Annotated in this window: 32 protein-coding genes and 1 pseudogene; 30 read left to right on the forward strand and 3 right to left on the reverse strand. The window is 33.0% G+C overall.

Annotated features, from left to right (window positions below; translation table 11 throughout):
• From rplX to CS884_RS09795, 29 genes and pseudogenes are all read left to right on the forward strand, one after another.
• Entirely contained in the window at window positions 1–309 is a 309-nt protein-coding gene (rplX, locus tag CS884_RS09655) for a 50S ribosomal protein L24 (RefSeq protein ID WP_099321608.1), read from the forward strand.
• 15 nt (window positions 310–324) lie between these two features.
• Window positions 325–867 (forward strand): 50S ribosomal protein L5, encoded by a 543-nt coding sequence (gene rplE, locus CS884_RS09660; RefSeq protein WP_099321609.1) that lies wholly within the window; start codon window positions 325–327, stop codon window positions 865–867.
• Window positions 868–879: 12 nt separating this feature from the next.
• Complete coding sequence (locus CS884_RS09665) at window positions 880–1,065, forward strand: type Z 30S ribosomal protein S14 (protein WP_099321610.1); 186 nt, start codon at window positions 880–882, stop codon at window positions 1,063–1,065.
• 18 nt (window positions 1,066–1,083) lie between these two features.
• Window positions 1,084–1,479, forward strand: a complete 396-nt coding sequence (gene rpsH, locus CS884_RS09670; RefSeq protein WP_099321611.1) for a 30S ribosomal protein S8 — start codon at window positions 1,084–1,086, stop codon at window positions 1,477–1,479.
• A gap of 10 nt (window positions 1,480–1,489) precedes the next feature.
• Window positions 1,490–2,029: a 50S ribosomal protein L6 gene (gene rplF, locus CS884_RS09675; RefSeq protein WP_099321612.1), complete on the forward strand. Its 540-nt coding sequence runs from the start codon at window positions 1,490–1,492 to the stop codon at window positions 2,027–2,029.
• A 9-nt stretch (window positions 2,030–2,038) separates the two neighbouring features.
• Window positions 2,039–2,404 carry a 50S ribosomal protein L18 gene (rplR, locus tag CS884_RS09680; protein ID WP_099321613.1) on the forward strand — a complete coding sequence of 122 codons (366 nt, stop codon included), beginning with the start codon at window positions 2,039–2,041 and terminating at the stop codon, window positions 2,402–2,404.
• A gap of 13 nt (window positions 2,405–2,417) precedes the next feature.
• Window positions 2,418–2,927, forward strand: a complete 510-nt coding sequence (gene rpsE, locus CS884_RS09685; protein WP_099321614.1) for a 30S ribosomal protein S5 — start codon at window positions 2,418–2,420, stop codon at window positions 2,925–2,927.
• A 10-nt stretch (window positions 2,928–2,937) separates the two neighbouring features.
• Window positions 2,938–3,120, forward strand: coding sequence for a 50S ribosomal protein L30 (gene rpmD, locus CS884_RS09690; RefSeq protein WP_099321615.1), 183 nt, complete (start codon window positions 2,938–2,940; stop codon window positions 3,118–3,120).
• 9 nt (window positions 3,121–3,129) lie between these two features.
• Entirely contained in the window at window positions 3,130–3,621 is a 492-nt protein-coding gene (rplO, locus tag CS884_RS09695) for a 50S ribosomal protein L15 (protein ID WP_099321616.1), read from the forward strand.
• 15 nt (window positions 3,622–3,636) lie between these two features.
• The gene (gene secY, locus CS884_RS09700; protein ID WP_099321617.1) at window positions 3,637–4,911 is read left to right on the forward strand and encodes a preprotein translocase subunit SecY; all 1,275 of its coding nucleotides are present in this window, start codon (window positions 3,637–3,639) and stop codon (window positions 4,909–4,911) included.
• A 3-nt stretch (window positions 4,912–4,914) separates the two neighbouring features.
• Complete coding sequence (locus CS884_RS09705) at window positions 4,915–5,577, forward strand: adenylate kinase (RefSeq protein WP_099321618.1); 663 nt, start codon at window positions 4,915–4,917, stop codon at window positions 5,575–5,577.
• Between the two features lie 123 nt (window positions 5,578–5,700).
• Window positions 5,701–5,919: a translation initiation factor IF-1 gene (infA, locus tag CS884_RS09710; RefSeq protein ID WP_099321619.1), complete on the forward strand. Its 219-nt coding sequence runs from the start codon at window positions 5,701–5,703 to the stop codon at window positions 5,917–5,919.
• A 284-nt stretch (window positions 5,920–6,203) separates the two neighbouring features.
• On the forward strand, window positions 6,204–6,317 hold the full coding sequence (rpmJ, locus tag CS884_RS09715) for a 50S ribosomal protein L36 (protein ID WP_099321620.1): 114 nt from the start codon (window positions 6,204–6,206) through the stop codon (window positions 6,315–6,317).
• Between the two features lie 9 nt (window positions 6,318–6,326).
• The gene (rpsM, locus tag CS884_RS09720; protein ID WP_099321621.1) at window positions 6,327–6,671 is read left to right on the forward strand and encodes a 30S ribosomal protein S13; all 345 of its coding nucleotides are present in this window, start codon (window positions 6,327–6,329) and stop codon (window positions 6,669–6,671) included.
• A gap of 9 nt (window positions 6,672–6,680) precedes the next feature.
• Entirely contained in the window at window positions 6,681–7,073 is a 393-nt protein-coding gene (gene rpsK, locus CS884_RS09725; RefSeq protein WP_099321622.1) for a 30S ribosomal protein S11, read from the forward strand.
• 12 nt (window positions 7,074–7,085) lie between these two features.
• Window positions 7,086–7,679, forward strand: a complete 594-nt coding sequence (gene rpsD, locus CS884_RS09730) for a 30S ribosomal protein S4 (RefSeq protein WP_099321623.1) — start codon at window positions 7,086–7,088, stop codon at window positions 7,677–7,679.
• A 32-nt stretch (window positions 7,680–7,711) separates the two neighbouring features.
• The gene (locus CS884_RS09735) at window positions 7,712–8,671 is read left to right on the forward strand and encodes a DNA-directed RNA polymerase subunit alpha (RefSeq protein WP_099321624.1); all 960 of its coding nucleotides are present in this window, start codon (window positions 7,712–7,714) and stop codon (window positions 8,669–8,671) included.
• Window positions 8,672–8,680: 9 nt separating this feature from the next.
• Window positions 8,681–9,022: a 50S ribosomal protein L17 gene (gene rplQ / locus CS884_RS09740; protein ID WP_099321625.1), complete on the forward strand. Its 342-nt coding sequence runs from the start codon at window positions 8,681–8,683 to the stop codon at window positions 9,020–9,022.
• A 481-nt stretch (window positions 9,023–9,503) separates the two neighbouring features.
• A complete protein-coding gene (locus CS884_RS09745; RefSeq protein ID WP_099321626.1) occupies window positions 9,504–11,042 on the forward strand; it encodes a GA module-containing protein in 1,539 nt (512 codons plus the stop codon).
• A 150-nt stretch (window positions 11,043–11,192) separates the two neighbouring features.
• Window positions 11,193–11,834, forward strand: a complete 642-nt coding sequence (locus CS884_RS09750) for an HAD family phosphatase (RefSeq protein WP_099321627.1) — start codon at window positions 11,193–11,195, stop codon at window positions 11,832–11,834.
• Window positions 11,835–11,920: 86 nt separating this feature from the next.
• Entirely contained in the window at window positions 11,921–12,766 is an 846-nt protein-coding gene (locus CS884_RS09755; protein ID WP_099321628.1) for a MurR/RpiR family transcriptional regulator, read from the forward strand.
• Window positions 12,767–13,320 (forward strand): annotated as a pseudogene (locus tag CS884_RS09760) (MupG family TIM beta-alpha barrel fold protein); the annotation flags it as partial. It abuts the gene before it with no gap.
• Window positions 13,321–13,353: 33 nt separating this feature from the next.
• The gene (locus CS884_RS09765) at window positions 13,354–13,749 is read left to right on the forward strand and encodes a phospho-sugar glycosidase domain-containing protein (RefSeq protein ID WP_219350589.1); all 396 of its coding nucleotides are present in this window, start codon (window positions 13,354–13,356) and stop codon (window positions 13,747–13,749) included.
• On the forward strand, window positions 13,721–14,605 hold the full coding sequence (gene murQ / locus CS884_RS09770) for an N-acetylmuramic acid 6-phosphate etherase (protein ID WP_257875782.1): 885 nt from the start codon (window positions 13,721–13,723) through the stop codon (window positions 14,603–14,605). Before CS884_RS09765 ends, murQ begins: the two co-directional genes overlap by 29 nt.
• The gene (locus CS884_RS09775) at window positions 14,605–16,056 is read left to right on the forward strand and encodes a PTS transporter subunit EIIC (RefSeq protein WP_099321631.1); all 1,452 of its coding nucleotides are present in this window, start codon (window positions 14,605–14,607) and stop codon (window positions 16,054–16,056) included. Before murQ ends, CS884_RS09775 begins: the two co-directional genes overlap by 1 nt.
• A gap of 205 nt (window positions 16,057–16,261) precedes the next feature.
• Complete coding sequence (locus tag CS884_RS09780) at window positions 16,262–17,353, forward strand: PP2C family protein-serine/threonine phosphatase (RefSeq protein WP_099321632.1); 1,092 nt, start codon at window positions 16,262–16,264, stop codon at window positions 17,351–17,353.
• Window positions 17,354–17,355: 2 nt separating this feature from the next.
• Window positions 17,356–17,988, forward strand: a complete 633-nt coding sequence (deoC, locus tag CS884_RS09785) for a deoxyribose-phosphate aldolase (protein ID WP_099321633.1) — start codon at window positions 17,356–17,358, stop codon at window positions 17,986–17,988.
• A gap of 6 nt (window positions 17,989–17,994) precedes the next feature.
• Window positions 17,995–19,446 (forward strand): alpha-amylase, encoded by a 1,452-nt coding sequence (locus CS884_RS09790; protein ID WP_099321634.1) that lies wholly within the window; start codon window positions 17,995–17,997, stop codon window positions 19,444–19,446.
• Window positions 19,443–20,030, forward strand: coding sequence for a viroplasmin family protein (locus tag CS884_RS09795; protein ID WP_099321635.1), 588 nt, complete (start codon window positions 19,443–19,445; stop codon window positions 20,028–20,030). Before CS884_RS09790 ends, CS884_RS09795 begins: the two co-directional genes overlap by 4 nt.
• A gap of 85 nt (window positions 20,031–20,115) precedes the next feature.
• Here CS884_RS09795 and CS884_RS09800 read toward each other — a convergent pair whose 3' ends face one another.
• Window positions 20,116–21,258 (reverse strand): hypothetical protein, encoded by a 1,143-nt coding sequence (locus CS884_RS09800; protein ID WP_099321636.1) that lies wholly within the window; start codon window positions 21,256–21,258, stop codon window positions 20,116–20,118.
• 145 nt (window positions 21,259–21,403) lie between these two features.
• Window positions 21,404–21,970: a DUF3783 domain-containing protein gene (locus CS884_RS09805; protein WP_099321637.1), complete on the reverse strand. Its 567-nt coding sequence runs from the start codon at window positions 21,968–21,970 to the stop codon at window positions 21,404–21,406.
• Between the two features lie 102 nt (window positions 21,971–22,072).
• Between CS884_RS09805 and CS884_RS09810 the strand changes: the two genes are divergently transcribed.
• Entirely contained in the window at window positions 22,073–22,594 is a 522-nt protein-coding gene (locus tag CS884_RS09810) for a hypothetical protein (RefSeq protein WP_099321638.1), read from the forward strand.
• Window positions 22,595–22,685: 91 nt separating this feature from the next.
• Here CS884_RS09810 and CS884_RS09815 read toward each other — a convergent pair whose 3' ends face one another.
• On the reverse strand, window positions 22,686–23,513 hold the full coding sequence (locus CS884_RS09815; protein ID WP_099321639.1) for a Cof-type HAD-IIB family hydrolase: 828 nt from the start codon (window positions 23,511–23,513) through the stop codon (window positions 22,686–22,688).
• Window positions 23,514–23,520: the final 7 nt, after the last annotated feature.

Consider the following 23,520-nt stretch of genomic DNA (forward strand, 5'->3'; position numbering starts at 1 on the left):
ATGCACGTAAAAAAAGGCGACAAAGTTCAAATAATATCAGGCAAAGATAAAGGCCACGTTGGAGAAGTATTACAAGCTTTTCCAAAAGAAAATAGAGTAATAGTTGAAGGAGCTAACATAAATATCAAACACCAAAAACCTACACAAATGGGTGGTGAATCTGGAAGATTAGAAAAAGAAGGAGCTATTGATGCTTCAAAAGTTCTATTATATTCAGAAGAACTTAAAAAAGGTGTAAGAGTTAGCAGAGTTTTTGAAGATGGCAAAAAGATTAGAGTCTGCCATAAAACAAACGAGAAATTCGACTAGTTTTAAGGAGATATTATGGCAAACAGACTAAAAGAAAAATATGAAAATGAAGTAGTTAAAGAATTAATGGAAAAATTTGGCTATAAGAACGTAATGCAAGTTCCAAAACTTGAAAAAATAGTAATAAACGTTGGACTTGGCGAAGCTAAAGATAACCAAAACCTTCTAAACTCAGTAAAAAAAGAACTTGCTTTAATCACAGGTCAACAACCAATCGAATCTAAAGCAAAAAAATCAGTAGCTAACTTTAAACTAAGAGAAGGACAAGCTATTGGAACAAAAGTTACAATCAGACGTGAAAAAATGTATGATTTCTTAGATAAATTAATCAGCATTTCACTACCACGTGTAAGAGACTTTAGAGGAATCAATCCAAATTCATTTGACGGACGTGGAAATTATTCTTTGGGAATCAAAGAACAACTAATTTTCCCTGAAATCAAATATGATAATGTAGACTTCCTACACGGAATGGACATTACAATAGTAACTACAGCTAAAACAGATGAAGAAGCTAAAGCATTCTTAGAATTAATGGGAATGCCATTTACAAAATAAAAGGAGCGCTTAATGGCTAAAAAGTCAATGATAGCTAAGCAAAAGAGACCACAAAAATTCTCAACTCAAGAATACAATAGATGTAAAATTTGTGGTAGACCACATGCTTATTTGAGAAAATATGGAATATGCCGTATTTGCTTTAGAGAATTAGCAAATGAGGGAAAAATTCCAGGAGTAAGAAAATCAAGCTGGTAATTAGGGAGGATAAATATTATGATGACAGATCCAATTGCGGATATGCTAACTAGAATAAGAAATGGTATAAAAGCTGATCACAAAAAAGTAAGCTTACCATCTTCTAACGAGAAAAAAGCTATTGCTCAAATTCTTCTTGATGAAGGCTTCATAAACGGTTTTGACGTAGAAGAAGACAACAAACAAGGAATTCTTACAATAGACTTAAAATACACAGACAACGGTGAAAAAGTAATATCAGGACTAAGAAGAATAAGTAAACCTGGTCTTCGTGTTTATGTAAAAGCAAATGAAGTACCAAAGGTACTAAACGGTCTTGGAACAGCAATTATTTCAACATCAAAAGGACTTTTAACTGACAAAGCTGCTAGAAGTGAAAACGTAGGTGGCGAAGTTATTTGTTACGTATGGTAAGGAGAAATATATGTCAAGAATAGGTAAACAACCAATCGATATACCTTCTGGAGTAACAGTTGCTATCGAAGGAAACACAATAAAAGTTGAGGGACCAAAAGGTAAATTAACTCAAGATTTCCCAAAAACAATTGAAGTAACTGAAGAAGATAATCAAATTCTTATAAAAATTCCAGAAGATTACACAAAACAACAAAATATAGACCACGGTTTATTTAGATCACTAATTGCAAATATGGTAGTTGGTGTAACTGAAGGATTCACTAAAACTCTTCAAATCGAAGGAACAGGATATAGAGCACAAAAACAAGCAAAAAACCTAGTAATGAACTTAGGCTTTTCACACCAAGTAACAATGCCAGATCCTGAAGGAATAGAAACAGAAGTACCAAACGATAGAACAATAATTGTAAAAGGTATAGATAAACAATTAGTTGGTTCACACGCTGCAAATATCAGAAAATGGAGAAAACCAGAGCCATACAAAGGCAAAGGAATCAGATATGAAGGCGAGTATGTAAGACGTAAAGTTGGTAAGACAGGTAAGTAGGAGATAAAAATGGCTAAAGATAACAAAAAACAAAGACTACTAACTCGTAAAAGAAGAGTTAGAGCTAAAGTAAGCGGTACTCCTGAAAGACCAAGACTATCAGTATATAAATCAAATACAAATATCTATGCACAAATTATAGACGATGTAAATGGTATAACACTAGTAAGTGCTAACACTTTACAAAAAGACGTAGCAGAAGGACTAACATCAAAATCTAATCTTGAAGCTGCAAGTAAAGTTGGAGAAGCTATTGGCAAAAAAGCTATAGACGCTGGAATAACAGAAGTTGCTTTTGACAGAAATGGTAACCTATACCATGGAAAAATCAAAGCTATAGCAGAAGGCGCTCGTAGTGCTGGTCTTAAATTTTAGTAGGAGGTATTAGATGAATTATTTATTAAGAAGTGAAGTAGAAAAGCTAAACCTCGAAGATAGAGTAGTAGCAATCAATAGAGTTGCAAAAACTGTAAAAGGTGGACGTAACATGAGATTTGCTGCACTTGTAGTAGTTGGAGATTCCAATGGAGCAGTTGGAATAGGAACAGGAAAAGCTACAGAAGTACCAGAAGCAATCAGAAAAGCAGGCGAAGATGCGAAAAAACACATGATTAGAGTTCCTCTAGTAGGCACAACAATTCCTCACAGAGTTGAAGGACACAAAGGAAGTGGTCATGTACTATTAATGCCAGCAAGCGAAGGTACCGGAGTTATAGCAGGCGGTCCAGTTCGTGCTATATGCGAATTAGCGGGCTATAAAGATATACGTGCTAAAAATCTAGGATCAAACAATCCAAGAAATATCATAAACGCATGTGTTGAAGCATTCTCAAAGATGAAAACTGTTGAAGAAGTAGCAAAACTTCGTGGTAAATCGGTAGAAGAATTCGATTATTAAGGAGAAAACTATGGCACAATTAGAAATCAAACTTAAAAGATCTTTTATCGGTAGAAAAGATGATCAAATTGCAACAGCAAAAGCTTTAGGTCTTAGAAAGATCGGCCAAAGTGTTGTAAAAGACGATAATCCAGCAATAAGAGGAATGATTAATAAAATTCCATTTATGCTAGAAGTAAAAGAAATAAACTAGGAGTGTAAGATGAAATTACATGAATTACAACCTAATGAAAAATTACAAAAGAAAAAAAGAAAAGGTAGAGGTCCAGGAAGCGGCAACGGTACTCGTGCAGGTCGTGGACAAGACGGACAAAAATCAAGAAGCGGTGGCGGAGTAAGACCAGGATTTGAAGGTGGTCAAATGCCAATATACAGACTTCTACCAAAAAGAGGTTTCAAAAATTTCAACAAAAAAATATATGAAACAATAAATGTTGAAAGTCTAAACGTTTTTGAAGATGGAACAGAAATAACACCTGAACTATTATTTGAAAGCAAACTTCTAAAGAAGAACAAAGCTAAAGATGGAGTTAAAATCCTAGGCGATGGAGAGCTAACAGTAAAACTAAATGTAAAAGCTCACAAATTCACAAAAAGTGCAAAAGAAAAAATTGAACAAGCAGGCGGATCATACGAGGAAATTGAAGTAAAAAAATGGGTAAAACCATCAAAAAGTAAAGAAATTACTGAATAATCTAAGAGGTAAGCAATGCTAGAAACAATAAAAAAAGCATCAAAAGAAGTAGAAATTAGAAAGAAATTCTATTTTACTCTACTAATGTTGCTAATCTATAGGTTAGGAAATAATATTCCAATACCATTTATAGATCCAGAAGCACTTAAAAATGCTTATTCAAATGTCCAAGGCACATTAGTAGATTATCTTAATATGCTAACAGGTGGAGGCCTATCAACACTTTCAGTTTTCGCCCTAGGAGTACAACCTTACATCACAGCTTCAATCGTAATGCAACTACTAACAGTAGTAATTCCACGACTTGAAGAACTAACTCGTGAAGGTGAACAAGGACGTAAACAAATTCAAAAATATACTAGATATGTAACAATATTTTTAGCAATATTTCAATCTATAGCAGTAACAAATGGTTTATATGGAGCTGCTTTATCAAGCGCAACGACATTCCAAAAATTAGTAATGAACGTAGTTCTAATCGGTGGAACAATGTTTGTAACATGGATGGGTGAAACCATAACAGAAAAAGGACTTGGAAATGGTACAAGTTTAATAATCTTTATGGGTATCATAGCATCCTTTCCAAAAACATTAGGTCGTTGGAAATCACAACTTCATTATGGACTAGTAAACTATCTTCCGATAATAATAATGGCAATAATAGTAGTACTAATAGTAATAGCAGTCGTATTAATATCTGAAGGTGAAAGAAGAATCCCTATTCAATACGCAAAAAGAATAGTTGGACGTAAAATGTACGGTGGTCAATCAACTCATATACCAGTAAAAGTAAATATGGGTGGAGTAATGCCGATAATCTTTGCATCAGCAGTATTAGCAATACCATCAACAGTATCACTATTTTTTGGCAAAGGTGGACAATCTGGAATAACAAACTTTTTCCAAAACACCACAATTGGATTTGCTGTTTACTTGCTAATTCAATCAGCCTTAATTTTAATATTTGCTTATTTTTATAATCAAATACAATTTAACACTGTAGAATACGCAAAGCAACTTCAACAAAACGGTGGATTTATTCCTGGAATTAGACCTGGAAAACCTACCAGTGATTATTTGGCAAAAGTTGCTACAAGAATAACATTTATAGGATCAATTGCACTTGCCCTACTAACAATAATCCCTGCAATTTCTTCAAAACTATTGGGATTAACAATATCATTCGGTGGTTCATCAGTAATCATCGTAGTAGGAGTAATAATTGAAACTGTAAAACAAATAGAAGCAATGATGACAATGAAGCAATACAAAGGGTTTTTAAATAGGTAAAAAATGAATATTATATTGTTAGGCCCTCCAGGAGCTGGCAAGGGCACACTTTCAAACAAAATTTTAGAAAACAAAAATGCAGTTCAAATATCAACAGGAGATTTATTTAGATACAACCTATCTAACAAAACTCCACTAGGATTAAAAGCGAAAGAATACATGGACAAAGGTGAATTAGTACCAGATCAAGTAACAATCGACTTGTTATGGGATAAATTTGATTCACTAGAAACAAAAGAAAATGACGAAAAAATCATACTATTTGATGGATTTCCAAGAACAATAAGCCAAGGCCAAGCCTTGGATGATGGAATGAAAGAAAGAAATCAAAAAATAGATATGGTAATTTACTTTGATGTAAGTGATGAAATTCTAATCCAAAGACTAACAGGAAGAAGAACTTGTCCAGAATGTGGAGCAACCTACCACCTAGTAAACAATCCTCCTAAAAAAGAAGGAATATGCGATAAATGTGGAAGTGAGCTTATCCAAAGAGTAGATGACAGCATAGAAACTGTAAAAAATAGAATTGAAGTATATAACAATCAAACCTCTGTACTCATTGATTATTACAGCAAAAAAGGTATATTAAAGAGTATTGACGGAACCAAAAAACCAGATGAAGTTTATAAAGAATTTGAAAATAAATTAGGGGAAATAAACTAATTTATGAGACAAAAAGATTACAGAAATGAATCTCTTAGTAGTTTCTAAAATATGTCTTATTAAAAAATAAGGCAAAAATTAAATTTTATAAGACATGTTTCAGAGCCAAAGGAGGTTTAACATATGTCAAAAAAAGATGCTATAGAAGTCACAGGAGTTGTAAGAGAAGCTCTACCAAATGCAATATTTAAAGTAGAACTAGACAATGGTCACGAAATACAAGCCCATATCTCAGGCAAACTTCGTATGAATAGTATAAGAATTTTAGAAGGAGATACCGTAACAGTAGAACTATCTCCATATGACCTAACACAAGGAAGAATAACTTGGAGAAGGAAGTAGTCCCACGCTCATGGGTGAGATTTTAGAATAAAATCTCATTTTCGAGACAAACGCAGATGCGAAGCATCAAGAGAGCCCGAAAAACTAAGCGAGCTAGGCACGTAGTGGCTAGCGAGAGGAAGAAACGCTTATAAGTAGAGAAAAAAACTTCAAAAGGGAGTGTTTTTCATCTCTGAGATAAGCGAAGTTGCGATAGAACAAGCAAATCCATATTAGAAAGCAAACTTTCTTCAAAAAGAAATTCAATAATTGAGTAAGTCAACTAGAAAATCAAGGAGAAATAAATGAAAGTTAGAGCATCAGTAAAAAAAATGTGTGACAAATGCAAAATTATCAAAAGAAATGGTAAAGTTATGGTAATTTGCAGCAATCCAAAACACAAACAAAGACAAGGTTAGGAGGGTTAAATGCCAAGAATAGCTGGTATAGATTTACCTAGAGAAAAAAGAGCAGAAATTGGCCTTACCTATATTTACGGTATAGGTCGTGCAACTGCAAACGAAATACTTAAAAACACAGGAATCAACCCTGACACAAAAATGAAAGACCTTACTGAAGAAGAATTAGGAAAAATTCGTGAACAACTAAACAAATACACCATAGAAGGTGATTTACGTCGTGAAACTTCTATGAATATCAGAGCGCTTCGCGAAATCAACTGCTATAGAGGTCTAAGACACAAAGCAGGTCTTCCAGTAAGAGGACAAAACACAAAAAACAACGCTAGAACAAGAAAAGGAAGAAAGGGTTAAGGAGAATAAATGGCTCAAAAAAGCAAAACTTCTAGAAAAAGAAGAGTTAAGAAAAATGTTGAACGTGGCCAAGCTCACATTAACTCAACATTCAACAATACAATGGTCACCCTTACAGATATGCAAGGTAATGCCTTATCTTGGGCATCTGCTGGACAATTAGGATTCAGAGGAAGTAGAAAATCTACACCATTTGCTGCACAAGAAGCTGCAGAAGTAGCTGCAAAAAAAGCAATGGACTTTGGACTTAAAACAGTAGAAGTATATGTAAAAGGACCAGGTTCAGGACGTGAGTCTGCAATCAGAAGCTTACAAGCAGCAGGACTTGAAGTTACAATGATCAAAGATGTAACACCAATTCCACACAACGGATGTAGACCACCAAAAAGAAGAAGAGTGTAGTAAGGAGAAATCATGGCAGTATCAAAAGATCCAGTATATAAAAGAGCAAGAGCTTTAGGAATTTCTCCAGCATACCTAGGATATACAGGCGAAAGCAAAAGAACATTACCACAAAGACGTGGAAAAATGAGCGACTATGGTATGCAACAAAGAGAAAAACAAAAAGCTAAATTTATCTATGGAGTATCTGAAAAGCAATTTAGAGGATACTATGAAAAAGCTACAAAGATCAAAGGACAAACAGGTGAACAACTTATAATCCTTTGCGAGAGAAGACTTGATAATATAGCATTTAGATCAGGTCTTGCAAGAACACGTCGTGAAGCAAGACAAATAGTAACTCATGGACATTTACTAGTAAATGGCATAAGAGTAGACATTCCTTCATACTTAGTAAAAGAAGGAGATGTTATAGAAGTACGCGAAAAATCAAGAAGCAAAAGCTTATTTAAAACAATCAGAGAAGTAAACGCTACATTTGGAGTTGTTGATTGGATGAGTTCTGATTTAGAAAACTTAAAAGTCACAATCAATAGATATCCTACAAGAGAAGAAATAGATATTCCAGTAGAAGAACGTATGATCGTAGAGTTCTACTCTAAATAATAATAATTAAAGTTGAGACTTTAGGAGTTACCATGATCGAAAAATTAGATACTAAAATAGAAATATTGGATATAGACGAAAAAGACAATTATGGTAAATTTGCCTTATATCCACTTGAGCGAGGCTATGGTACAACCATCGGAAACAGCATGAGAAGGGTTTTATTATCATCTTTACCTGGTTCTAGCGTCTCTAAAATTCTAATAGAAGGCGTACTTCATGAATTTTCAGTTATTGATGGAGTAGTAGAAGACGTTCCTGAAATCATACTAAATCTAAAAGGACTAGATATAAAAAACCATAGTGATGAAGATGTTACTTTGTTTTTAGAAATCGAAGGACCTAAGATTGTAACTGCAAAAGATATTAGCAAAGATTCATCAATTGAAATTGCAAATCCAGAGCATTACATTGCAACAGTAAATGATAAAGCTAAGTTATTTATTTCTATGGAAGTTACAAATGGTAAGGGATATAGAGTAGCAGAATTTAACAAATCTGAATCTGATCCTATAGGAACAATCGCAATAGATTCATCATTTACTCCAGTTGAGAAAGTAAACTACTTAGTTGAAAATACTAGAGTAGGGGAGATTACTGATTATGACAAACTTATAATAGAAGTTTGGACTAATGGAACAATAACTCCTCAAGAAGCTCTTAGCCAAGGAGCTGAGATATTAATAGATGACTTCAATTATTTCAGAGATCTACCAAATGTTTCATTTGAAGATGAGCAAGAAGCAGTTGAAGAAATCGATGAAGAAGTTATTGAACAAGTAAATGATTCAGCATTAAACAAAACTATAGAAGAGTTGGACTTATCTCTACGTTCATTTAACTGTTTAAAAAGAGCAGGATTTGACACAGTTAGCGATATAGTTGACAAATCAGAAGCTGAACTAAAGACTATCAAAAACTTTGGCAGAAAATCGTTAGAAGAAGTAAAAGATAAAGTCCATGAAATGGGACTAAAACTAAGAGATGAATAGGAGGTAAGAATGGCTAATAAAAGAAAACTTGGCAGAAGAAGTGACCATAGACAAGCATTAATTCGCAACCAAGTGACATCTTTATTCGATAATGGTAGAATACAAACTACTGTTACTCGTGCTAAAGAAACACAAAAAGTAGCTGAAAAAATGATTACACTTGGCAAAAAAAACACTCTTCACACCAGACGTCAAGCAGCAAGCTATATATATAAACCATCAACAGTACAAAAACTATTTGATGAAATCGCACCAGAATATGCCGAAAGAAATGGTGGATACACAAGAGTACTTAAACTAGGACCAAGAAGAGGTGACGGCTCTGAAATGGCTATTTTAGAGTTAGTTTAATAATCTATTGAAAATAAAATATTAAATCTCTGTTACATATAAGACCGCAAGCTCGGCCTTATATGCCAAGAAATTGTGCGTCAAAATATGTCAAATCTAAAATGCCAATTTTAAAGTAGAGAGCTAGCATCTTTGTAAAACAAAGGTGCTTTTTATTTTGCCGATTTTAGCGTAAAGTTATTATGAGGAGATAATATGAACTATGAATTTATAATTTTTGATATGGATGGACTTATATTTGACACTGAGAAGATGTATTATGATTTACAGCAATGCAAGTAAATAATTATTATAATCATTGTTTAATAATAAAAAAAAATTAATACTAACAAACTTTTAATGAAACTTATTCAAAATATAAAAATTTCAAAATCATTACAAAAACTTAACACAAACCTTACATATTTCCGTTGTAAACTTATATTATCGGCATACAGTAATAGTGAAATTAATATATTAAATTTTATAATAGGAGAACAATATGAAAAATAATAAAGTATTAGCTGTAGCATTATCAGCAGGTTTAGTTTTTAGTGGAGCATACCTAGCTAATAGCAATATAAATGTTGCCTATGCTTCAGAAAGTCAACCAACAATAGAAGAGCTTAAAGCTCAAATTACACAACTAAAAAATGAAAAAAATGAGATAGATAGAAAAAAAGCTCAATCTAAAAATGCTATTAATTGGAGAGAAGATAATAGAAAGGTATCCGAATTACCTGAGGAAAAATTAAAACAATATGAAATATGGGATCAGAAAGACAGAAAGGTAATAGAAGAATGTGATGCACAAATGCTTGAATTGGATAAAAAAATTGCAGCCATTCAAGAACAAATAAAAGCTTTAGAAAATTCACCAACACCAGGTGAAGAAAATCCAGGCAATGGTTCAACAGAAGCAGACAAAGCTAAGGAATTTGAAGACTATAAAAAGAAATATAGCGACAAAATAGATGGTCTATCCGACCTAACAGAAGCAGAAAAAGCAGCAGCAAAAGAAGAAATAGCAAATGCAACAAGTGAAGCTGAAGTAAACAAAGCATATAACAAAGCATACTCAGCAAACCAAGATGCAGAATACGACAGAGAAAAGAAAGAAAGAGAAGAAAACTTTGCAAAAGATAAAGAAAATGCAAAAAAAGAAATAGATGATTACGGAGACAAACTAACAGAAAAAGAAAAAGAATCATTCAAAGAGCAAATAGACAAGGCACCAACAAAAGGCGCTATAACTGGTATATTAGAAGAAGCTAAAAAAGCCTCAGAAAACCCTCAAGAACCAGAAAATCCTCAAGATCCAGAGACACCAACAATAGATGAGGATTACAAGGACATGTTCTTAGAAAACCTTCTAAGCCTATCAAAATTAACAGATGAGGAAAAGGAAGCATTCAAAGAGAGAATAGAAAAAGCAAAAACCAATGGTGAAATCTATGATATCTATAACCAAGCTATTGATTTAAATAACTCACGAGACAAGAAGCCTGAAGACTCGTCTGTAAATAAAGATTACAAAGATATGTTCTTAAATAATCTTTTGACCTTGTCTAAACTAAGCTATGCAGAAAAAGAATCATTCAAAGAAAGAATGGATAAGGCAAAGACTAATGCTGAGATTTACGATATATACAATGAGGCGGTAGCTTTAAATACTTCTCGCAAGCAAAAACCATCAAAAGAAAATGAAAGTGAAAATCCAATCAATCCAGCAAAACCTCCTCACAGCAAGGAAGAGTCAGAAGATTCATCAAGTGATTTAATATACGTAGCAAAAGGTTATAAGTACGTTAGTGAAGGTTTCTATCACAGATTAGATTTAGAAGATTCTTACTACAAACTAAAACTTGCCCTAAATGAGAATGAAATCTATGCTCAAGCTATAAGAATTTTACTAAAATATACACCGAATACAGTAAAAGATGTAAGAGGCCAACTTGAAAGTTTGCTCAAAGAATCTGTAGATTTACAGGAACAATCAAAACTTGTTCTAAAGGAATATGAAAGTATACTAGGATACTAATTCTATAGGATCCAACAAAATAGTAAATAATATATTTAGGGGAAAACTCACAGTATTATACAGTATTGTGAGTTTTTCTCTTTTAAAAAATATGTAGAGATATTGTGAAAATTTACATTGGGTAAATAATAGACATAAAGGAGGGTTGATATGAAATATGATTTGATAATATTTGATATGGATGGGTTGATGTTTGATACTGAGATTTTCTATTACCAATCTTGGAAAGCCTTTGAGAATAAGTACAATTTTCGCTTTGATATAGCAACTCGCAACAGAATTGCCGGAATGAATGAAGACAATGTTAGAGATGAGTTTGCCAAAATTTTAGGAGACTATGATAAAGCTAAGAGTTTGCGTGACGAAATTAATGCTTATAGAAAAGAAGGATTAAAAAACTACGAGGATTCAATAAAAAAAGAAGGACTTGTTGAGCTATTAGACTTTCTAAAAGCAAGTGGCATAAGAGCCTGTATAGCATCATCATCTGATAGAGAAAAAATCCTATATTTAATAGAAAAAGAAAATATAAAAGACTATTTTGACTTTGTAGTATCTGGGGAAGATTTTGAAAACAGCAAACCTAATCCAGAAATATTTGAAAAGACGGCGCAAATAGCCAATGTTGATAAAAGTCGTGCCTTAATACTTGAGGATTCCCACAATGGATACTTGGCTGCAAAGGCAAGTGGCATAGACTATCTCATAATCCACGACAAATCTTTTGAAAGAACTTTTACAGCAGATAGGCAAGTAGATTCTTTACTAGAGGTAATTGAGTATATAAAATAATTATTCATAAATACATTCTAAGGCTTGAAATTATTATTCATAGGGTTATAATTAACCTAAGAAAAGCTTTTCTTTATAGGAGTGCTATGGATTATTTAATAAAAATAAAAGAAAGATGGGATGAATTTACTCCATCTGATAAAAAAATAGGTGAATATATAATAGATAATCCCGAGCAAATAGTAAATTATAATACCTTACAACTTGCAGAGATTATCAAAACTAGTCAATCAGCTATAATAAGATTTATCAAAAAGATAGGCTACAAGGGATATATAGATTTTAAAATCGATGTTGCAAAATCGCTTGAAGAAAAAAATGAATTCTTATTGGATGAGGTCATATCAAAAAACGAAAGCATAGAAAATATTATCTCAAAAAGTAAGAATAATGTTTTAGCTACTGTGGAAAAAACATATGCTCTAATTAATACTGAAGCTATAAATAGGGCTATAGCAGATATTAACAAGGCTAATAATATCTATCTTGCTGGAGTAGGAAGTTCTGGACTAATATGTGAGGATTTTTCCTACAAATTACAAAGATCTGGTAAAAAGGTCTTCTATCAAGTAGATGCCCATACCAATCTTGCCCTAGTTAGCAATATAGATAAGGACGATTTGCTGATAGGCATTAGTTATTCTGGCCTAACTAAGGAAATTTTGATTGCATCAGAATATGCCAAAAAAGTAGGGGCAAAAGTTATAAGCATTAGCAAGACTCAAAATAGTGCTTTGGCTAATAATTCCAATGAACTTTTGCTTATTCCAGAAATAGAAAGAGAAATGAGATATGGTGCTATTTCTTCGCGACTATCATCACAGATAATAACAGATATTCTTTATTATGGCTATGTTGCTGCAAACACAGAAAAAGTTAATGAAAATATGAGAACATCAAAACTACTGACGAACAAACTAAAGGATAAGTAAATGTTAGGATATTCTTTATACTTTGAAAAAGAAAGTGATTTTGAAAAACAAATAGAGAAGTTTAATGGCTTTGATTTGTTATTTACATCCTTGCATTATTCAGCAAGTGATCAAACTTATGAGAGGTTTTTGGATTTAAAATCTAGAGCTAAAAATCTTGAAATTTGTGTAGATATCAACAATCAAACCCTAAAGGACCACCCAGATTTACTAGATATGGATTTGATTATTAGGCTAGATTTTGGATTTAATCTAAGAGAGATTGCCAGTCTTTCAAAGAAGAGTCAAATAGCCATAAACGCCTCTACTGTTAATTACAAGTTTTTGGAAGACTTGGCAAGAGCAGGTGCAAATATGGCAAATATGATAGCAATTCATAATTACTATCCGCTAGTTTTTTCTGGTCTATCCCAAGAATATTTCCTAAATCAAAATGAACTTATAAATCTTTTGGCATAAGAGTTGCAAGCTTTATCCAAGGAAACACAGAACTTCGTGGGCCAGTTTTTGAAGGCCTACCTACACTAGAAGACGATAGGTATATAAACCACTATCTGACTTTAGTAAAACATAAAAGAAAATATAAAATGGATGAAATTATATTGGCTGAAGATGTAGATAATTATAGCAAAAATTGCATAGTTAAATTTATAAATGATGGAATTATAAGCCTACCTATTATTTGGGAAAATGATTATGATTATTTATCAAAAATAAAAGTTAGGAATGATATAAGTGACTATATTATTAGAAACGAAAGAGAGAAAAAGGATGTCAGTCCAGACCAGCCAAGGCAAATCAAGAGGGGATACCTTGTTATTTTGAACAATTTGTCAGGAAGATATGCAGGAGAGATTGAAATTGTAAGAAAAGACTTAGGCATATGTGAAGATAGAAACCTTATTGGCAGGGTTGATGAGTCTTATATAGGTATTTTAGATTTGATAAAAGGAGGTGATATTGTTGAATTCGACAGAAGATAGGAATCCTATAAGTTATGATTTGGATTTAAAATCAACTAGAGAAATTTTGGAAATTATCAATACAGAAGATCAGAAAATAGCCTATAGGGTAAAAGATGCCATGGATCAAATTGAAGCTTTGGTAGATGAACTTATCAATACATTTTCCGAAGGTGGTAGATTATTTTACTTGGGAGCTGGTACAAGTGGTAGGTTAGGAGTTTTGGATGCATCTGAAACAGTTCCTACATTTTCAGTAGATCCCAATATGGTAACAGGTCTTATAGCAGGGGGCGATGACGCTCTAAGAAACCCTATAGAAAATGCAGAAGATTCCAAAGAAGCTGCAAAAGTAGATTTACAAAAGGCAAATTTAACTAATAAGGATTTTGTAATTGGTATTGCTGCTAGTGGGAGGACCCCATATTCTATTGGAGCAGTAGAATACGCCAAAGAAATTGGAGCAAAGACTGGTTCTATAGCCTGCAACAAGGATGCTAAGATTTCTGAATATTCTGACTATCCAATAGAAGTAGAAACCGGTGCAGAAGTATTGAGCGGATCAACTCGTATGAAAGCTGGTACAGCAACAAAGATGGTTCTAAATATGATTACGACTACTGCCATGATTAAAATTGGAAAAGTTTATGACAATCTTATGGTCGACTTAAAACCAACTAACGAGAAGCTAGTAGATAGGGCAACAAAAATTATTAGCGAAATTAGTGGATATGATTATGAATCGTCAAAAAAGATACTAAGCCAAGCTAATAACAATGTAAAAGCTGCAATAATAATGGCTACAAAGAATGTAGACTATGAAGAGTCTATAAAAATTCTTGAAAATAATAAAGGATTTATAAGAGAGGATTTGTAATGGATAATAATACATTAGCAAAATTATTAGTCGATGACTTTGGAGGTAGCGCTAACCTCATAGAAGTTATCAATTGTATGACAAGAGTTAGAGTAAAAGTCAAGGATTCTAGCAAGGTAAACTACGGTGCCATCAAATCTCGCGAGGGCGTAATGGGCCTAGTTGAAGGAGACCAAATACAAGTAGTATTGGGACCAGGAAAAAGTGAAAAAGTTGCTAAGGCAATGGCAGAAATGTCAAATGCAAAATTATCTGAAGAATTAGCAACAGAAACTGATAAAGAAAGCCTAGAAAGAAGAACTAGAGAAAACAAAGAAGCCTACAAGGCAAAACAAAAGCAAAGTGGCTTTAAGAAGTTTACATCTACCATAGCTTCAATATTTGTTCCACTAATACCAGCCTTTGTTGGTGCTGGACTTATAGGTGGTATAGCATCAGTTTTGTCAAACATGGCAACAGCTGGAACACTAACAGGTGATGGTGTAAATAACCTTATTCAGATTTTAAATATCATGAAAAATGGTCTTTATGCTTACCTAAATATTTTTATAGGAATTAACACAGCAAAAGTCTTTGGGTCAAATGAGGGACTTGGAGGCGTTGTTGGAGGTATGGTTTACCTTACAGGTATGAATCCAGATATGCCTATAAGTAATATTTTCTTGGGAACACCTCTTGCAGCAGGACAAGGTGGAGTAATAGGTGTACTAATTTCAGTTTTCCTATTATCAAAGATTGAAAATGCCCTTCACAAAATAATACCAGACTCCCTAGATATTATTTTAGTTCCAATGCTATCACTATTAGCAGTAGGACTTCTAACGATGTTTATCATCATGCCATTTGCTGGACTCATATCAAATGGACTAATTGGTTTTATTAACGGAGTAATCAATATCGGTGGGGCAGTATCAGGATTTATCTTAGGTGCCTTGTTCTTACCTATGGTAATGCTTGGCCTTCACCAAATCCTAACACCAATACATGTAGCAATGATTGAACAACAAGGTGCGACATATTTATTGCCAATACTTGCAATGGCTGGTGCTGGACAAGTAGGAGCTGCACTTGCAATACTTGTAAAATGTAGAAATAACAAACAAATTACAAATATCGCCAAAGGTGGACTTCCTGTAGGATTTTTAGGAATTGGCGAACCACTTATATATGCTCTAACCCTACCAATGGGCAAGGCTTTCATCACAGCTTGTCTCGGTGGTGGTATCGGTGGAGCTGTCATAGGAGCTATAGGATCAATTGGCTCAACAGCTATAGGACCATCAGGTATTGCACTAATCCCACTTATTTACCAAAATAGATGGCTAGGTTATCTAGCTGGCCTTATTGCTGGATATATAGGTGGATTCGTATTAACATATTTCTTTGGAGTTGATCAGAAATATGTAGATGGAGCAAGCCTTGATAATACTAGTAGATTTGAATTTAAATAGATAATATAATGCTAAGTCCTAGGAAATAGGCTTAATGATAAGCTTTATTTCTTAGGACTTCTTTTTATTTTCCTATAGAATTTAGTCAATGGCCTAAATGCTTGAAATTACAAGCTTTATCCCTTGTGAAATTATTTGCCAAAGGGCATATAAAATGATATAGTTAAATATAAGAATTATACTTTTATAAAAACGAGGTAAGGGTATGGAAAAGACACTGATTGATAAAATTAATAATAAAAATTTTGCAGTGTTAAATTCTATGGATGATTGGGTGAGGATTGTCGATTTGCAAGCAAAGACAATTTTTGTCAACAATTCGCTAGACCTTGCTAGGAAAAAATCTGAAAGCTTAAGCATTTATCTTGATGAAAATATACCCTTAAATCTAGCTAGCGAAAATGACTCCATAAGAAATACTACTGTAATAGAAGAAAAGTTGATAGATGATAGATACTATAGCATCAAGGCTTCACCTATTGTTATAGATGGGGATTATTCTGGCGTAGTGGAAGTTTTTAGGGACATCACCCGAGAAACCAATATGAAGATCGATCTTTTTGATGCTAATAGGAATATGCTTGACGATGTTAGATTTGTAAGGAAAATCCAATCCTCAATCTTACCAAAAGATAAAAAATATGCAAATCTCAATCTAAAAAGCATATATCTACCGACTACAAATGTATCTGGAGATCTTTACGATATTATAAAAATTGACGATGATAAATATGCTTTTTATATAGCAGATGTTATGGGTCATGGAGTAAAAGCTTCAATTCTTACTATGTTTGTAAAAGTTTCCGTAAGTTCAATTTTTGAAAAAAATCCTAATTATTCTCCTTCTGAAGCCTTACTAAAACTTAGAAAAAAATTTACAGATTTAGATATTTACACTTCTCAATATTTTACTGCTTGGTTGGGAATATTTGATCTAAAAAATCATTATCTTACATTTTCCAATGCAGGTCACAATTGCCCACCAATGATGGTTGACAAATTTGGCAAATTTCAATATCTTCATGCCACTGGTAGGATGATTTCAAATATTATAGAGCCAGATAAATATAATGAAATAAGCATTTCATTAACTAACGAGGCTAAAATTTTGTTTTTTACCGATGGAGCTGTTGAAGCTGAAAGTGTAGAGAAAAAAGAATTTGGACTTGAAAGATTAAAAAATTCATTTTGTAAGCATAAAGATTTGGATAAAATTTATGGAGAAATAAAAAAATTCTCCTACGGCGAACAAAAAGATGATATAACCTTAGCAATGATAAGCTATGCCAAGGAGTAAAAATGAAATTAAATAGATTAATAGATCACACAAACCTAAAGCCTGAAGCTACAAAAGAGGATATAAAAAATCTTGTAGATGAGGCGATGGCAAATGATTTTTACAGCGTCTGTGTAAATACTTCTTTTGTAAAATTTATAAAAGATTATAACAAAGATATTAAAATTGCAGCTGTTGTAGGCTTCCCACTTGGAGCCATGTCTACCAAAGCTAAAGCCTTCGAGGCAAAAACTGCCATAGAAGATGGAGCAAGTGAAATTGATATGGTAATAGAAATAGGTCGCCTAAAAGAAAAAGATTACGATTATGTTCTAAACGATATAAAAGCTTGTAAGGAAGCTTGTGGGGAGAATGTTTTAAAAGTAATAATTGAAACTTGTCTTTTGACAGATGAAGAAAAAATTAAGGCTTGCGAGCTTGCAGTTAAAGCTGGTGCAGATTTTGTAAAAACTTCAACTGGATTTTCAACGGGAGGAGCAAAAGCAAGTGATATTTCATTGATGAGAAAAACTGTTGGTGAAAATATCGGCGTTAAGGCAAGTGGAGGTATCCACAACAAAAAGGAAGCCATGGAAATGGTTGAAGCTGGCGCAAATAGAATTGGCGCTAGCAAATCTATAGAAATATGTAAGTAGGGAAATATGGCAAATGAAATAATGATGCAGTCCTTTGAGTGGGACACAGATGGCTCTGGTAATTTTTATAACAAATTAGCAGAAGATGCCAAAAAACTAAAAGAAAATGGAATCGATGGTCTTTGGTTACCACCTATGACCAAGGGCGGATCCGATATGGACGTAGGTTATGGAATCTACGACCTATGGGATCTGGGAGAATTTGATCAAAAAGGCACTATAAGAACTAAATATGGAACAAAAGAAGAACTATTAAAAGCTTTAAAAGCCCTACAAGAAGCAGGCATAAAATGCTATGCAGATGTTGTTCTAAACCACAAGGGCAACGCCGATTTCAAAGAAGAATTTAAAGCTATCATGGTTGATCAAAATAACAGAGAAAAAGACGTTTCTGAGCCAATGGATATAGAAGCTTGGACGGGTTTTGATTTTAAGGGAAGAAATAAAAAATATTCCGATATGATTTGGCATTATTACCATTTCACAGGAGTGGATTATGATGTAAAAACTGACACTTCTGCAATATTTAGGATACTTGGCGATGGCAAATATTGGGATGAAGATGTTTCAAATGAAAAGGGAAATTTTGACTATTTAATGAATTGCGATATAGACCACGAACATCCAGAAGTAAGAGAAGAAATTTTCAAATGGGTAGATTGGTTTATAGATGAAACTAATGTCGATGGTTTTCGCTACGATGCCCTAAAACACATTTCTGCAAATTTTATTTCTGACCTATCAAATCATATAATCAAGGAAAATGGTAGAGAAAATTTCTATTTGTTTGGAGAATTTTGGCAATATGACAAAGAAGAAATAGGCAAATATCTTGAAACTACCGATTACAATGTAGATTTATTTGACGTGCCTTTACATTTTCACATGCAAGAAGCCAGCAAATCCATGGGCAATTACGATATGAGAAAAATTTTCGACAACACAATTGTTGCTGATTTTCCTGCCTGTGCTGTAACTTTTGTCGACAATCACGACAGCCAACCAGGTCAATCGCTTGATTCTTGGGTTGAGGACTGGTTTAAAGAAATCGCCTACGCTATGATTTTATTTAGAAAAGATGGTTATCCATGTATTTTTGCTGGTGATTACTATGGACTAAATGGTGATGTAAAAACCGAGCCAAAATATGATTTGCTAAATAATATGATGAAAGTTAGAAAAAAATACAACTACGGAGAAGAAGATAATTACTTTGACGATCCAGCAGTAATTGGTTGGGTAAGACGAGGTGATGAGAATCATAAGCCTTTGGCAGTTTTAATTTCCATCAAAGACATGGCAGAAAAGCAAATGCACGTTGGAGAAAGCGAAAAAGGTGCAACTTATGTCGATCTTTCTGGCAAGAACGAAGATGTAATAATAGATGATGAGGGTAACGGCGTATTTACAGTCGGCCCTGGTCAAGTAACCTATTGGGCAAATAAAGATAGTTTATGAAATATTATGCAGTAAAAAAAGGCAGAAATCCTGGGATCTACGAGTCCTGGGATTTGTGTTTAAAAGAAGTTAAAGGCTATAGTGGTGCAATTTACAAATCATTTAAGACTTTAGATGAAGCAAAAAATTTCATGGATGATTTAGAAAAAGAATTAGAAATAAGCGAAAATTCCGCCGTAGCCTATGTTGACGGATCTTACAATCCAAAGAGCAAAGTTTATGGAGCAGGAGTTGTTTATCTAGTAGAAGGTAAGGAAATTGAACTAAACAAAGCTTTTGATGACTCCTTTAGCATTCATAGAAATGTGGCTGGGGAAGTAAAAGCAAGCGAGCTTGCAATCTCAAAAGCAATCGAGGATAAAAAAGAGCAAATAATTATCTACCACGACTACCAAGGAATAGCAAGTTGGGCGGATGGATTGTGGAAAACAAACAACGACCTTACCAAATCTTACAAAAAATTCATAGACCAAGCAAGAGAGAAAATTAAAATAAATTTTATAAAAGTAAAGGGCCATTCCAACGATAAATACAATGACCAAGCCGATAAATTAGCAAAGCTTGCTTGTGGGATAGAAAATTAAAAGCTGCTAGTCTTTTAAAAAGATTAGCAGCTTTTATTTTCATTTGAATTTGAAATATCAATATACAAATTTTTACTTTTAATTTTCATATCAAAATCATAAAAAATATATGAGCTGAGATTCCTGCAATTAGTCCTCCTATTGTGTGGGAGAATATTGCTTGGGCAGTTAGTTCCTTTGCTCCAATGGCATCCATCATTGCCACATGAGTTGACAAATATCCTGACCAGCACATACAAATTGATGTAAAAACTGCCAAGTCATTTGCAGTTAAAAGATTATTTGTTGCAAGATTTCTTACAAGTCCCATAGCAGCTCCAGCAGATCCTAGAGCAGTTATTGGAACTGCGATGGATTCGTTATTGGTAAAACCAAATAGAGGTTTGAGGATAAAGGATAATTTATCTCCAATCCATGGCAAAATAGGCACGCCTTCATTATAAGCCCCGGTGTAAAGGCCCTTTGGACCAGGAGTATTTGTTATAAGCATTATGACCGTACAAATTCCAATTACACCAGGAATTATTGATGCTCCCATATTTAGACCGGACTTACCACCATCAAGTAGGGCTTCAATAAATCTTTCTCCGATAGAACCATTTCTAATTATTCTACAATTTTTTGGCAAATCTTTAATTGAATCAATCATCACCATTTCAGAAGTTCCGTAAAATTTCTTGGTAAAAGTTTGCATAATTCTTACGCTAAAAATAGAACCAACTACAGCTCCCAAATTGCCAATAAGGGCAGCTTTGCCTGAATTTTCAATAGGCAAAGCTCCTAAAGTTGTAGTTACAATTAATCCCATGCCAAAAGATGTACCAAGATTTGTAAGTGAAGGCAACTGGTATTTTTTAAATAAAACTTTAAAATTATCCTCATGGGCAAGGGTTAAGATCGAAGGATTATCAGATAAATAGCAATTTAAAATTCCAAGAGAGGCAGCCCCTGGCAAATTGTAAAGTGGTTTCATAATTTTTGACAAAATTAAGTCAATTAGAGCTATAAAGCCAAATTCAGAAAAGATTGCTGCCAAAGATCCGGTTAAAACAGAAATTGCCATTATGTATAGGCAGGTATTTATTAACAAATCATAAGAACTATTCATCAAAGTTTGTAGCATATTGGCAAAGCCCATGACTTTTCCAATTGGTATAAAAAATCCGAAAAATAAAATAACAAAGATGAAATTTTCCAGATCTATTGATTTTTTGTATTTTTTATCCATAAATTTCTCCTAGTATAAAATAAATTATAAAGCATTGTTACAAACTTGTCTATAAAATTGTAAATTTTTTTCGCCCTATTTTTGCTAATATTTCAATAATTCTCTTATAAAATCTTTTATTAAAAAAAGCTAGAATATCTAGCTCTTACTTTGTTTTTTCTTCTATTCTTAAAATCTCATCTAGTAATTTCAAATAATACTTTTTTGCAACTTCAAAGTCAAATAAGGTTTGGTCGTTAAAATAAGTATTTATCTCAATGACCAAATTTTTTAGCTTAGGATCTTCTCCATGAATTTCTTTTAGACCTTTAGCCTTTTCCAAAAGCTTGTTGATATTGTTGATAAGACCCATCATCTTGCCTTCCTTATCATTTTCTATAAGCAGCTCTCTTAAAGTCCAATTTACATTGTTGGCAGTTTCGCTTGCCTTATGTTGGATTGCAAGATTATTTTCACGCATGGTATCTAAAAGATCAAAAAGTCCGCTTTTATCAAAGTCTGCAAACAAAATAAAAGGAAAGTCCAAGTTTTCATCAAAAGCAAGGCTCTCATCTTTCATTTCAAAATCTTCCATTGAAAGAAGAAAACCCACAACTTGGTCAATATCAGATTTTCCAACTCTTATTATCTCAATTCCTCTATCATATGCAATTTTTTCAAATTTATCTATATCATAATCATTTTTAATATTATAAAGTAAAACTTTTGCCATAATTCCTCCTCGTACTAGAAATATTGTACTTTACAAGTAATTTATAAACAAACTAAAATTTGGGTATATATACAAATGTAAAGTTAGATTTAGGAGAAGGATATGGCAATTTTTAACGATAAAAACAATTATAAATTAAGACTTAAGGAAATAGAATCTCTAATTTTAAAGGCAAAAGATGTTTTTAGAGATCTTGAAGTTTCAGAGAAAAAGATAGGGAAAAAATATAATTTTTCTGCAAATTCATTGCTAAGAGGCAATTTTTTTGGAAATTTGATTAGGTCAAACAAGGTTAATTTAGTAAATTCCAATATTGATCGTTGCCAACAGGCCTTGTTGGATTTTCATAGCGACTTGTTGTTATTTGACGAATTTTTGGCTGACAAATTGATTTTGCCAAGCAAAATGAGCGAATTTTCTCAAGCAAATGGCAAATTTAGCGATATAGCAATTAGGACAAATATGAGATTGAAAGAATTTGACCTAAGAAAAGCCAAAAGATCTTTAGAAACTATAATTAGAAGACTTGAAGGCGAAAGGAAAAAAGTTCTTTACGAAATTTCAAAATTAGATGAGCTTAATTCTTACGAAAAAAACAAAGAAAAAGGGAAAATCTCCAAATAATAAAAAAGAAAAATCGTCCATAATAGTCAAAGGAAAACTTTCTAAGAAGTCCTTTGATTTGCGGACGATTTTTTTAATTATTATAGTAGTTTTATTGAAATTTCTCCAAATTATTGTCAATGAGCCTATTGATGGCATAGCCTACGCCAGATCTCAAATTAGATTTTGTAATAAAATCCGCATGTTTTTTCAGTTCATCAACAGAATTTTCCATAGCAACGGCAAAACCTGCTTGCTCTAGCATTGGAATATCATTTCTTTCATTACCTATACTCATTATTTCATCTTGAGAAATATTTAATTTTTTTGCCATAGCACTAACTGCAAAACCCTTGTTGGTCTTTGGATTCATGACCTCAATTAACCATGGAGCAGTTCGAACAGAATAATAATCTGTCAATAATTTTTTTGGCATATTGGCATTTAATTTATCAATAGCAGATTTGCTACCCATAATTAAAATCCTTCCAAAAGTTTTATCCGGAGGAAAATCATCATAAGATTTAACTTCTAGAGCTAGTTGAGCTATTATTGCATCGGCTTTTGTGTAGATGTTTGCCCTTTTGTGTCTGGTGTAAAAACTATCGTGATTCATAGCAGAAATTTGTACATCAAAATCTTTGACCAAATCATCTACAATCTTTAAATCTTTTGGATTTTGATAAGTTCCAGCTATAACTTCGTGAGTCTTGTTATCAAAAACATAAGATCCATTTTGACAAACAGAAAAATTTCCTTCTTCAACAAGGCCCAATTTTTTTACTAATGATTTTACACCAGAATAAGGTCTGCCTGAAGCAATTGCAATGTGGACTCCCAAGTCACGAGCAGTATCGATTGCCCTAATATTTTCTTTTGTTAATCTTTTAAGTGGAGTAACCAAAGTACCATCCACATCAATACTTATAAGTTTAATCATATAATTA

Source organism: Anaerococcus sp. Marseille-P3625 (assembly GCF_900232825.1).
Classification (GTDB): domain Bacteria; phylum Bacillota; class Clostridia; order Tissierellales; family Peptoniphilaceae; genus Anaerococcus.

Excerpts from the sequence above, each read along its gene's own strand:
- rplX (WP_099321608.1), top strand. The coding sequence starts at position 1 with ATGCACGTAAAAAAAGGCGACAAAGTTCAAATAATATCAGGCAAAGAT.
- rplE (WP_099321609.1), top strand. The coding sequence starts at position 325 with ATGGCAAACAGACTAAAAGAAAAATATGAAAATGAAGTAGTTAAAGAA.
- CS884_RS09665 (WP_099321610.1), top strand. The coding sequence starts at position 880 with ATGGCTAAAAAGTCAATGATAGCTAAGCAAAAGAGACCACAAAAATTC.
- rpsH (WP_099321611.1), top strand. The coding sequence starts at position 1,084 with ATGATGACAGATCCAATTGCGGATATGCTAACTAGAATAAGAAATGGT.
- rplF (WP_099321612.1), top strand. The coding sequence starts at position 1,490 with ATGTCAAGAATAGGTAAACAACCAATCGATATACCTTCTGGAGTAACA.
- rplR (WP_099321613.1), top strand. The coding sequence starts at position 2,039 with ATGGCTAAAGATAACAAAAAACAAAGACTACTAACTCGTAAAAGAAGA.
- rpsE (WP_099321614.1), top strand. The coding sequence starts at position 2,418 with ATGAATTATTTATTAAGAAGTGAAGTAGAAAAGCTAAACCTCGAAGAT.
- rpmD (WP_099321615.1), top strand. The coding sequence starts at position 2,938 with ATGGCACAATTAGAAATCAAACTTAAAAGATCTTTTATCGGTAGAAAA.
- rplO (WP_099321616.1), top strand. The coding sequence starts at position 3,130 with ATGAAATTACATGAATTACAACCTAATGAAAAATTACAAAAGAAAAAA.
- secY (WP_099321617.1), top strand. The coding sequence starts at position 3,637 with ATGCTAGAAACAATAAAAAAAGCATCAAAAGAAGTAGAAATTAGAAAG.
- CS884_RS09705 (WP_099321618.1), top strand. The coding sequence starts at position 4,915 with ATGAATATTATATTGTTAGGCCCTCCAGGAGCTGGCAAGGGCACACTT.
- infA (WP_099321619.1), top strand. The coding sequence starts at position 5,701 with ATGTCAAAAAAAGATGCTATAGAAGTCACAGGAGTTGTAAGAGAAGCT.
- rpmJ (WP_099321620.1), top strand. The coding sequence starts at position 6,204 with ATGAAAGTTAGAGCATCAGTAAAAAAAATGTGTGACAAATGCAAAATT.
- rpsM (WP_099321621.1), top strand. The coding sequence starts at position 6,327 with ATGCCAAGAATAGCTGGTATAGATTTACCTAGAGAAAAAAGAGCAGAA.
- rpsK (WP_099321622.1), top strand. The coding sequence starts at position 6,681 with ATGGCTCAAAAAAGCAAAACTTCTAGAAAAAGAAGAGTTAAGAAAAAT.
- rpsD (WP_099321623.1), top strand. The coding sequence starts at position 7,086 with ATGGCAGTATCAAAAGATCCAGTATATAAAAGAGCAAGAGCTTTAGGA.
- CS884_RS09735 (WP_099321624.1), top strand. The coding sequence starts at position 7,712 with ATGATCGAAAAATTAGATACTAAAATAGAAATATTGGATATAGACGAA.
- rplQ (WP_099321625.1), top strand. The coding sequence starts at position 8,681 with ATGGCTAATAAAAGAAAACTTGGCAGAAGAAGTGACCATAGACAAGCA.
- CS884_RS09745 (WP_099321626.1), top strand. The coding sequence starts at position 9,504 with ATGAAAAATAATAAAGTATTAGCTGTAGCATTATCAGCAGGTTTAGTT.
- CS884_RS09750 (WP_099321627.1), top strand. The coding sequence starts at position 11,193 with ATGAAATATGATTTGATAATATTTGATATGGATGGGTTGATGTTTGAT.
- CS884_RS09755 (WP_099321628.1), top strand. The coding sequence starts at position 11,921 with ATGGATTATTTAATAAAAATAAAAGAAAGATGGGATGAATTTACTCCA.
- CS884_RS09765 (WP_219350589.1), top strand. The coding sequence starts at position 13,354 with ATGGATGAAATTATATTGGCTGAAGATGTAGATAATTATAGCAAAAAT.
- CS884_RS09775 (WP_099321631.1), top strand. The coding sequence starts at position 14,605 with ATGGATAATAATACATTAGCAAAATTATTAGTCGATGACTTTGGAGGT.
- CS884_RS09780 (WP_099321632.1), top strand. The coding sequence starts at position 16,262 with ATGGAAAAGACACTGATTGATAAAATTAATAATAAAAATTTTGCAGTG.
- deoC (WP_099321633.1), top strand. The coding sequence starts at position 17,356 with ATGAAATTAAATAGATTAATAGATCACACAAACCTAAAGCCTGAAGCT.
- CS884_RS09790 (WP_099321634.1), top strand. The coding sequence starts at position 17,995 with ATGGCAAATGAAATAATGATGCAGTCCTTTGAGTGGGACACAGATGGC.
- CS884_RS09795 (WP_099321635.1), top strand. The coding sequence starts at position 19,443 with ATGAAATATTATGCAGTAAAAAAAGGCAGAAATCCTGGGATCTACGAG.
- CS884_RS09800 (WP_099321636.1), bottom strand. The coding sequence starts at position 21,258 with ATGGATAAAAAATACAAAAAATCAATAGATCTGGAAAATTTCATCTTT.
- CS884_RS09805 (WP_099321637.1), bottom strand. The coding sequence starts at position 21,970 with ATGGCAAAAGTTTTACTTTATAATATTAAAAATGATTATGATATAGAT.
- CS884_RS09810 (WP_099321638.1), top strand. The coding sequence starts at position 22,073 with ATGGCAATTTTTAACGATAAAAACAATTATAAATTAAGACTTAAGGAA.
- CS884_RS09815 (WP_099321639.1), bottom strand. The coding sequence starts at position 23,513 with ATGATTAAACTTATAAGTATTGATGTGGATGGTACTTTGGTTACTCCA.